Here is an 8,213-nt window from a genome sequence, read left to right as displayed (position 1 = left end):
GATATCAGCCATTTTTTGATGCATCGCTACAACTGGATTCGGCCTCACCAATTCAACGAGGGGTTGGCACCAGCGCGGGCCGAGGAAAAACTTAACGTCGTGTCCGGGATTAGTTGACCACTACAACACGGCGCTTTCGCCACCCGGGCAAAGCCGGTAAGGTCGGCGCGTTTCCCCTAGCTCGGAGCCCCTTATGCCCGCCCCCGTTCTCTCTGGCCCGCAATACCTGCGTGAAGGCCTCAAGCTGGTCCTGAGCCCCGGCCTGCGTTTGTTCGTGCTGTTGCCGCTGATGATCAACTTGATACTGTTCGTCGGATTGATCTACCTGGCCAGCCATCAGTTCAGCCTGTGGGTTGATACGCTGATGCCGTCCCTACCCGAGTGGCTGAGTTTTCTCAGTTACATCCTGTGGCCGATTTTTGTCGTGCTGGTGGTGTTAATGGTGTTTTTCACCTTCACCATGCTGGCCAATATCATCGCGGCCCCCTTCAATGGCTTCCTCGCGGAAAAAGTTGAAGTGGTGGTGCGCGGCACCGACGACTTCCCCGCTTTCAGCTGGGGTGAGCTGATCGCCATGATCCCGCGCACCCTGGCCCGGGAAATGCGCAAGCTTGGCTACTTCCTGCCCCGGGCGCTTGGGCTGTTCATCCTGTCGTTCATCCCGGTGGTCAACATCATCGCCGCGCCGCTGTGGCTGCTTTTCGGGGTGTGGATGATGGCGATCCAGTACATCGACTATCCGGCGGATAACCACAAGCTGGGCTGGAACGAGATGCTTGCCTGGCTGCGCGAAAAGCGCTGGCAGAGCATGAGTTTTGGCGGGAGCGTTTACCTGGTGCTGCTGATTCCGGTGGTCAATATCCTGATGATGCCGGCGGCCGTCGCGGGCGCAACGTTGTTCTGGGTGCGTGAACGTGGCGCGGAAAACCTGGTGACCCAGCGCTGACTGTTCACAAATCCATCATTTCTCCGTCACACCGACGACATGGCCCCAGCCGACACTGGGGTCATGACGACAGCTCTGCATATCACCCTGATCACCGAAACCTTCCCTCCCGAAATCAACGGCGTGGCCAACACCCTTGGCCGTTTGTGCGACGGCTTGCGCGCGCGCGGGCATCGCGTGGAGCTGGTGCGGCCGCGCCAGAATGGCGACCAGCAAATGGTTGGCGACGATGAGTTGCTGCTGTGCCGGGGCTGGCCGCTACCGGGTTATCCAGGGTTGCAGTGGGGGCAGTCGTCGATGCACAAGTTGCTGCGGCGCTGGCAGCACCATCGCCCGGATGTGCTCTACATCGCTACGGAAGGACCGCTGGGGTTGTCCGCGCTGCGCGCTGCACGCCGCCTGGGCATTGCGGTGGTCAGCGGGTTTCACACCAATTTCCAGCAGTACTCCAGCCAGTATGGCTTCGGCCTGCTGACCCGCCTGCTGACTCACTACCTGCGCTGGTTTCACAACCGTTCGAGCCTGACGCTGGTGCCCAGTGTGAGTCAGCGCATGGAGCTGGAGCGTCGGCATTTCGAGCGGTTGGCGTTGCTGTCCCGCGGGGTCGACAGCCAGTTGTTTCATCCGACCCGGCGTTTGCCGGCGCTGCGTGAACAGTGGGGCCTGGCCGAGCGCGACATCGCGGTGATCCATGTCGGTCGCCTGGCGCCGGAGAAAAACCTGGGCCTGCTCAAGCGATGTTTCGACACGTTGAAGGCGAGTTATCCACAGAAGAATCTGAAATTGATCGTGATCGGTGACGGCCCGCAACGGGCTGCGCTCGAAAAGGAACTTCCACATGCGATCTTCTGCGGTGCCCAGCGAGGGGAAGTCCTGGCCAGTCACTATGCATCGGGGGATGTGTTTCTGTTTCCGAGCATGACCGAGACCTTCGGCAATGTAGTACTGGAAGCGCTGGCTTCGGGCCTGGGCGTGGTGGCGTACGATCAAGCTGCGGCGGCCCAGCATATTCGCCATGGCTATAACGGTGTGCTGGCGATGCCTGGGGATGAAGATGCGTTTTGCGATGCGGCGGCATGGTTGCTGGAGGAGCGCGAGACGTTGCGCTGCGTGCGTCTGAACGCCAGGCAGCATGCCAGTCGCCAGGGCTGGCCGGCGATTATCGAGCAGTTTGAGGGGCAGTTGCGGGGGGCTTGTGAGGGGGAGCACGTGGTGCCAAATGCACCAACCTCACCCTGAGCCCAGGGTGACATTGAGTCAGTCATCGCCAGCAGGCTGGCTCCCACAAGGGGTCTGCGGTGTACTCAAAACCTGTTAAAGCCAGCCTGCTGGTTCACAGGGGTCTGCGGTGTACACAAAACCTGTGGGAGCCAGCCTGCTGGCGATGGGGACTTCCCAGTTGACGCTTAAACCAGCGTCATCAACGCCTCACGGCTGAACGGCAGGATATCTTCCTCACGCCCATCGCGCACTTTCTGCGCCCAGTCCGGATCCACCAGCAACGCGCGCCCCACCGCCACCAGGTCGAACTCATCGTTGTTCAAGCGTTCCAGCAGTTTTTCCAGGCTGGCAGGCTGGGCGATCTTGTCGGTGTTGACCATGAATTGCAGGAACTCGCCATCCAGGCCCACGCTGCCCACGGTGATGGTCGGTTTGCCAGTGAGTTTGCGAGCCCAGCCTGCCAGGTTCAGTTCGGAACCGTCGAACTCCGGCTCCCAGAAACGGCGCGTCGAGCAGTGGAAAATATCCACGCCGGCGTCGGACAGCGGCTGGAGGAATTCACCCAGCGCTTGCGGGGTCTGCACCAGGCGGGCGGTGTAGTCCTGCTGCTTCCACTGGGAGAAGCGGAAGATGATCGGGAAGCCTTCACCGACCGCGGCACGCACCGCTTGAATCAATTCGATGGCAAAGCGCGAACGATTGGCCAGGCTGCCACCGTACTCGTCGGTGCGCTGGTTGCTGCCCTCCCAGAAGAACTGATCGACCAGATAGCCGTGGGCCCCGTGGATTTCCACGCCGTCCATGCCAATGCTTTGTGCATCCTTGGCCGCCTGGGCAAATGCGGCGATGACTTCCTGGATGTCCTGTTTGCTCATGCCGTGAACCACGACCTGACCGTCCTTCAGCTTTTCCGAGGGACCGTAGCCCGGCACGCTGGCGTCCGGCTCGGTGCCGGTGCGCCGCACACTGCCGACATGCCACAGCTGAGGCACGATCTTGCCGCCTTCGGCGTGCACCGCATCGACCACTTTCTTCCAGCCGGCCAATGCAGCCTCACCATAGAAGTGCGGCACGTTCGGGTAGCCATTGGAGGCCTTGTGATCGACCGTGGTGCCTTCGGTAATGATCAGGCCAACGCCGGCGGCAGCACGTCGACGGTAGTACTCGATCACTTTGGAATTGGGCACGCCACCTGGGGAGAACGAACGAGTCATCGGCGCCATGACAACGCGGGTCGGCAATTGGAGAGTGCCGAGGTGGAACGGTTTGAACAGGGCTTTGACGGGCATGAGGACGCTCCACGGGGGATAGGCTTTATGACAGCCATAATATGGAGAACATCGAGGGCTGAACAGCATTATTGATTTAAGTGATTTATGATCAGAAACGAAAGATCGCAGCCTTCGGCAGCTCCTACAGGGAATGTGAACACCCGTAGGAGCTGCCGCCGGCTGCGATCTTTTGATCTTTCTTTTTCAGCTCAGCGCTTTCTCGATCGCCTGGATCACAGAAGCATCATCCGGCGCCGTGCGCGGCGAGAACCGCGCCAGCACGCGGCCGTCCTTGCCCAGCAGAAATTTCTCGAAGTTCCAGGTGATGTCCCCTGGAAACTCTGCCCCCTCGCCCGCCAGCAGGCGATACAACTGATGACGATCGTGCCCGTTCACTTCCAGCTTGCTGGACAACGGAAACGTCACGCCATAGTTCAGGCTGCAGAATTCCTGGATCTCCTGCTCAGTCCCCGGTTCCTGCCCGGCAAACTGGTTGCACGGCAGCCCGAGCACACTGAAACCTTTGTCCTTGTACTGCTGGTAAAGGTTTTCCAGCGCCGCGTATTGCGGAGTCAGGCCACATTTGGAGGCAACGTTCACCACCAGCACGACGCGCCCTTTGAAAGGCGCCAGCGGTAGCTCCTGACCATCCAGGGCTGTCAATTTAAGGTCGTGAAAAGCGCTCATGACGAACTCCAAATTCCCGTGTTCTTCTCGAAACAGCTACCTGGCGGCGCTGCCATGGACAACCGCGGACTAAAAAAGGCGCCCTCGGGCGCCTCTCCAGTTCTCTGAGCTTAGCGCAGAAAATCAGTGGTGATGACCACCTTCGCCATGGACGTGACCATGGGCAACTTCTTCCTGGCTGGCGTCACGGATGTCGATGATCTTGACCTGGAAATTCAGGCGCTGACCGGCCAACGGGTGGTTGCCGTCGACAGTCACGTCGTCGCCGTCCAGATCGCGAATGGTGACGATCTGCATCTGGCCGTCCGGAGCGGAAGCGTGGAACTGCATGCCCACTTCCAGTTCGTCGACGCCTTCGAACATGCTGCGGCTCAGGGTGCTGACCAGTTCGGCAGCGTACTCGCCGTAAGCGTCTTCAGGTTCAACGGCAACGGTCAGTTCATCACCAACTGCCTTGCCTTCCAGGGCTTTTTCCAGGCCTGGAATGATATTGCCTGCGCCTTGCAGGTAAACCAGCGGCGCGCCGCCGGCGGAGCTGTCGATGACCTCACCAGCGTCGTTGGTCAGGGTATAGTCGATGGAGACAGCCTTATTGGCGGCGATCAGCATGGGGCGAGACCTTTTGCAGAAGAATATAGAAAGGCCAAGTTTAGCGAAGCAATCGCCCGAAAGCGAACACAACCCGGACAGACGGATGACGATGCAGGACTCCAGGGTCACAGGTTTCCACCAGGACGAGGACGGGCACTGGGTTGCCGAGCTTTCCTGCGGCCACACCCAGCACCTGCGCCACCAGCCGCCATGGCAATCCCGGGCCTGGGTCATGGACCCGGCGCAGCGCATTGAAAAAATAGGCCAGCCCTTTGCTTGCGGTTGGTGCGCACAAGGCCCGGTTAGCGATAACCTTGGCGACTGAATGTCGGTAGACCTCCAAAAATAGAAGGTCACCCCTGCGCTCCCTTAGAGAATCCGCATGCAAACTTTTTTTATCGCGCCCACCGATTTTGGTGTGGGTCTGACCTCCATCAGCCTCGGGCTGGTGCGTACCCTTGAGCGAGCCGGTCTCAAAGTCGGCTTTTTCAAACCGATCGCCCAACCGCACCCGGGCGACACCGGGCCTGAACGCTCCACCGAACTGGTGGCGCGCACCCATGGCCTCAAACCGCCCCAGCCGCTGGGCCTGGCCCACGTCGAACGCATGCTGGGCGACGGTCAGCTCGATGAGCTGCTCGAAGAAATCATCACGCTCTATCAACAGGCAGCGATCGGCAAGGACGTGCTGATCGTCGAAGGCATGGTCCCGACCCGCAGTGCCAGCTACGCTGCGCGAGTCAATCTGCACCTGGCCAAGAGCCTGGACGCCGACGTGATCCTGGTCTCGGCGCCGGAAAACGAAGTGCTCACCGAACTGTCCGGCCGTGTGGAATTGCAGGCGCAGTTGTTTGGTGGCCCCAAGGACCCGAAAGTCCTCGGCGTGATCCTCAACAAGGTCAAGACCGATGAAAGCATGGAAGTCTTCGCCTCACGCCTGAAGGAACACTCGCCATTGCTGCGCAGCGGTGATTTCAAACTGCTCGGGTGCATCCCGTTCCAGCCGGAACTCAACGCCCCCCGCACCCGCGACGTCGCCGACCTGATGGGCGCGCAGATTCTCAACGCCGGGGATTACGAAACCCGGCGCATGAGCAAAATCATCATCTGCGCGCGTACCATGCGCAACACTGTCGAGCTGCTCAAGCCCGGCGTGCTGGTGGTCACCCCGGGCGACCGCGATGACATCATCCTCGCCGTCAGCCTCGCCGCCATGAACGGCGTACCGCTGGCCGGCCTGCTGCTGACCAGCGACACCCTGCCCGACCCGCGCATCATGGACTTGTGCCGCGGCGCCTTGCAGGCCGGCCTGCCCGTGCTGTCGGTGAGCACCGGTTCATACGACACTGCCAACCAGTTGAACGGCCTGAACAAGGAGATCCCGATCGACGACCGCGAGCGCGCGGAGATCATCACCGACTTCGTCGCCAGCCACCTCGACGCCAACTGGCTGCACCAGCGCTGCGGTACTCCGCGGGAAATGCGCCTGTCGCCGGCAGTGTTCCGCTATCAACTGATCCAGCGCGCCCAGGCCGCCAACAAGCGCATCGTATTGCCTGAGGGCAGCGAGCCGTTGACCGTACAGGCGGCGGCCATCTGCCAGGCCCGCGGCATCGCCCGTTGCGTGCTCCTGGCCAAGCCCGCAGACGTCGAAGCCGTGGCCCGTGCGCACGATATCGAGCTGCCGCCGGGGCTGGAAATTCTCGACCCGGACCTGATCCGCGAGCGCTATGTCGAGCCGATGGTCGCGCTGCGTAAAAGCAAAAGCCTCAACGCGCCGATGGCCGAGCAGCAACTGGAAGACACCGTGGTGATCGGCACCATGATGCTGGCGCTGGACGAGGTCGACGGGCTGGTGTCCGGGGTCATCCACTCCACCGCCAACACCATCCGCCCGGCCCTGCAGCTGATCAAGACCGCGCCGGGCTGCACCCTGGTGTCATCGGTGTTCTTCATGTTGTTTCCGGAAGAGGTGCTGGTCTACGGCGACTGCGTGATGAACCCGCACCCGAGCGCCAGCGAACTGGCCGAGATCGCTCTGCAAAGTGCCGACTCGGCGGCGGCTTTCGGCATCACTCCGCGGGTGGCGATGATCAGCTATTCCAGCGGCGAATCCGCCAGCGGTGAAGAAGTCGAGAAAGTCCGCGAAGCGACATTGCTCGCCCACGAACAGCAGAACTCGCTGCTGATCGACGGCCCCCTGCAGTACGACGCTGCCGCCAACGAAACCGTGGCCCGGCAACTGGCGCCGAACAGCCAGGTTGCCGGTCGCGCCACGGTGTTCGTGTTTCCCGACCTGAACACCGGCAACACCACACACAAAGCCGTGCAGCGCAGCGCCGACTGCGTCAGCCTCGGGCCGATGCTGCAAGGCCTGCGCAAACCGGTGAACGACCTGCCGCGCGGCGCGCAGGTCGACGACATCGTCTACACCATCGCGTTGACCGCGATCCAAGCCGCCAACCGACCTATGGATCTTTAAATGCCGGGTTTCCTGCCTGCCGCCGTGCGCGGCGTGATCGCCTCGCTATTGCTGGCGCTCAATACCATCCTGCTGTGCTCGTTCCTGTTCTGCGTGGCGATCTTCAAGGTGCTGCCCTTCGCCATCACCCAGCGCTTCACGCGCTGGCTGATGAGCCATACCCATGAAGCCTGGATCAGCAACAACAAGGCCTGGATGAACCTGGTCTGCCGCACCCGCTGGCACCTCAGCGGCCTGGAAGGCCTGGACTATCAGCACTCCTACCTGATCACCAGCAACCACCAGAGCTGGGTCGACATCATGGTGCTGCAGTACGTGCTCAACCGCCGCATCCAGCCGCTGAAGTTCTTTCTCAAGCAGGAGCTGATCTGGGTCCCGGTGATCGGCCTGGCATGGTGGGCCCTGGGCTTCCCGTTCATGAAGCGCTACTCCAAGGCCTACCTGGAAAAGCACCCGGAGAAGAAAGGCAAAGACCTGGAAACCACCCGCAAGACCTGCGCGAAATTTCGCAACTACCCGGTAGGCATGTTCAACTTCGCCGAAGGCACGCGCTTCACCGAAGGTAAACACGCACAGCAGAAATCACCCTTCAAATACCTGCTCAAACCCAAGGCCGGCGGCATTGCGTTTGTGCTGGACGCGATGGGTGAGCAGCTGGAGTCGATCGTCAACGTGACCATTCACTATCCGGGCGGGCGTCCGGGGTATTGGGATCTGTTGTGCGGGAACGTGCAGGATGTGGTGGTGCACTTCCAGGAGTTGAAAATTCCACCGGAGTTCATCGGCAAGAATTATGAGCAGGATGGGGAGTACCGGTTGCAGTTCCAGGGCTGGATCAATCAGCTATGGGAAGACAAGGATGCACTGTTGGAGCAGATGCATCGCAAATATCCAGCCAAACACTGATCTCCTGTGGGAGCCAGCCTGCTGGCGATAGCGGATTCACATTCAGCAGATGGGTTGACTGAAACACCGCAATCGCCAGCGGGCTGGCTCCCACAGTTGACCGAGTTGA

The 8,213-nt window shown here is 60.9% G+C and carries 8 protein-coding genes; 5 read left to right on the top strand and 3 right to left on the bottom strand.

The annotated features are described in order from the left end of the window. Nucleotides 1-193: 193 nt before the first annotated feature. Nucleotides 194-946: a sulfate transporter CysZ gene (gene cysZ / locus IMW75_RS20435; RefSeq protein WP_045061430.1), complete on the top strand. Its 753-nt coding sequence runs from the start codon at nucleotides 194-196 to the stop codon at nucleotides 944-946. 39 nt (nucleotides 947-985) lie between these two features. Continuing rightward, entirely contained in the window at nucleotides 986-2,185 is a 1,200-nt protein-coding gene (locus IMW75_RS20430; RefSeq protein ID WP_045061431.1) for a glycosyltransferase family 4 protein, read from the top strand. Nucleotides 2,186-2,352: 167 nt separating this feature from the next. Here the strand turns inward: IMW75_RS20430 and IMW75_RS20425 are convergent, their stop codons facing one another. The 3 genes from IMW75_RS20425 to IMW75_RS20415 all read right to left on the bottom strand — a co-directional run bounded on the left by IMW75_RS20425 (nucleotide 2,353) and on the right by IMW75_RS20415 (nucleotide 4,734). Next, nucleotides 2,353-3,456 (bottom strand): NADH:flavin oxidoreductase, encoded by a 1,104-nt coding sequence (locus IMW75_RS20425; protein WP_205893562.1) that lies wholly within the window; start codon nucleotides 3,454-3,456, stop codon nucleotides 2,353-2,355. A gap of 186 nt (nucleotides 3,457-3,642) precedes the next feature. Then, on the bottom strand, nucleotides 3,643-4,125 hold the full coding sequence (locus tag IMW75_RS20420; protein WP_045061433.1) for a glutathione peroxidase: 483 nt from the start codon (nucleotides 4,123-4,125) through the stop codon (nucleotides 3,643-3,645). A 123-nt stretch (nucleotides 4,126-4,248) separates the two neighbouring features. After that, nucleotides 4,249-4,734, bottom strand: coding sequence for an FKBP-type peptidyl-prolyl cis-trans isomerase (locus IMW75_RS20415; RefSeq protein ID WP_045061434.1), 486 nt, complete (start codon nucleotides 4,732-4,734; stop codon nucleotides 4,249-4,251). Between IMW75_RS20415 and IMW75_RS20410 the strand changes: the two genes are divergently transcribed. Genes IMW75_RS20410 through IMW75_RS20400 form a run of 3 tightly spaced genes read left to right on the top strand, consistent with a single transcriptional unit; the run spans nucleotide 4,703 to nucleotide 8,104 of the window. After that, entirely contained in the window at nucleotides 4,703-5,041 is a 339-nt protein-coding gene (locus tag IMW75_RS20410; RefSeq protein ID WP_045061498.1) for a DUF3565 domain-containing protein, read from the top strand. The genes IMW75_RS20415 and IMW75_RS20410 overlap by 32 nt on opposite strands. 57 nt (nucleotides 5,042-5,098) lie before the next feature. Next, nucleotides 5,099-7,198: a phosphate acetyltransferase gene (pta, locus tag IMW75_RS20405; protein WP_045061435.1), complete on the top strand. Its 2,100-nt coding sequence runs from the start codon at nucleotides 5,099-5,101 to the stop codon at nucleotides 7,196-7,198. Further along, complete coding sequence (locus IMW75_RS20400) at nucleotides 7,199-8,104, top strand: acyltransferase (RefSeq protein ID WP_205893561.1); 906 nt, start codon at nucleotides 7,199-7,201, stop codon at nucleotides 8,102-8,104. Nucleotides 8,105-8,213: the final 109 nt, after the last annotated feature.

This window comes from Pseudomonas gregormendelii, assembly GCF_017114825.1.
Classification (GTDB): Bacteria; Pseudomonadota; Gammaproteobacteria; order Pseudomonadales; family Pseudomonadaceae; genus Aquipseudomonas; species Aquipseudomonas gregormendelii.
This window is presented reverse-complemented; position numbering and strand designations above follow the sequence as displayed.

What these genes read in the sequence shown, in the direction of transcription:
- cysZ (WP_045061430.1), top strand. Translation starts at nt 194, where the DNA reads ATGCCCGCCCCCGTTCTCTCTGGCCCGCAATACCTGCGTGAAGGCCTC.
- IMW75_RS20430 (WP_045061431.1), top strand. Translation starts at nt 986, where the DNA reads ATGGCCCCAGCCGACACTGGGGTCATGACGACAGCTCTGCATATCACC.
- IMW75_RS20425 (WP_205893562.1), bottom strand. Translation starts at nt 3,456, where the DNA reads ATGCCCGTCAAAGCCCTGTTCAAACCGTTCCACCTCGGCACTCTCCAA.
- IMW75_RS20420 (WP_045061433.1), bottom strand. Translation starts at nt 4,125, where the DNA reads ATGAGCGCTTTTCACGACCTTAAATTGACAGCCCTGGATGGTCAGGAG.
- IMW75_RS20410 (WP_045061498.1), top strand. Translation starts at nt 4,703, where the DNA reads ATGGAGACAGCCTTATTGGCGGCGATCAGCATGGGGCGAGACCTTTTG.
- IMW75_RS20415 (WP_045061434.1), bottom strand. Translation starts at nt 4,734, where the DNA reads ATGCTGATCGCCGCCAATAAGGCTGTCTCCATCGACTATACCCTGACC.
- pta (WP_045061435.1), top strand. Translation starts at nt 5,099, where the DNA reads ATGCAAACTTTTTTTATCGCGCCCACCGATTTTGGTGTGGGTCTGACC.
- IMW75_RS20400 (WP_205893561.1), top strand. Translation starts at nt 7,199, where the DNA reads ATGCCGGGTTTCCTGCCTGCCGCCGTGCGCGGCGTGATCGCCTCGCTA.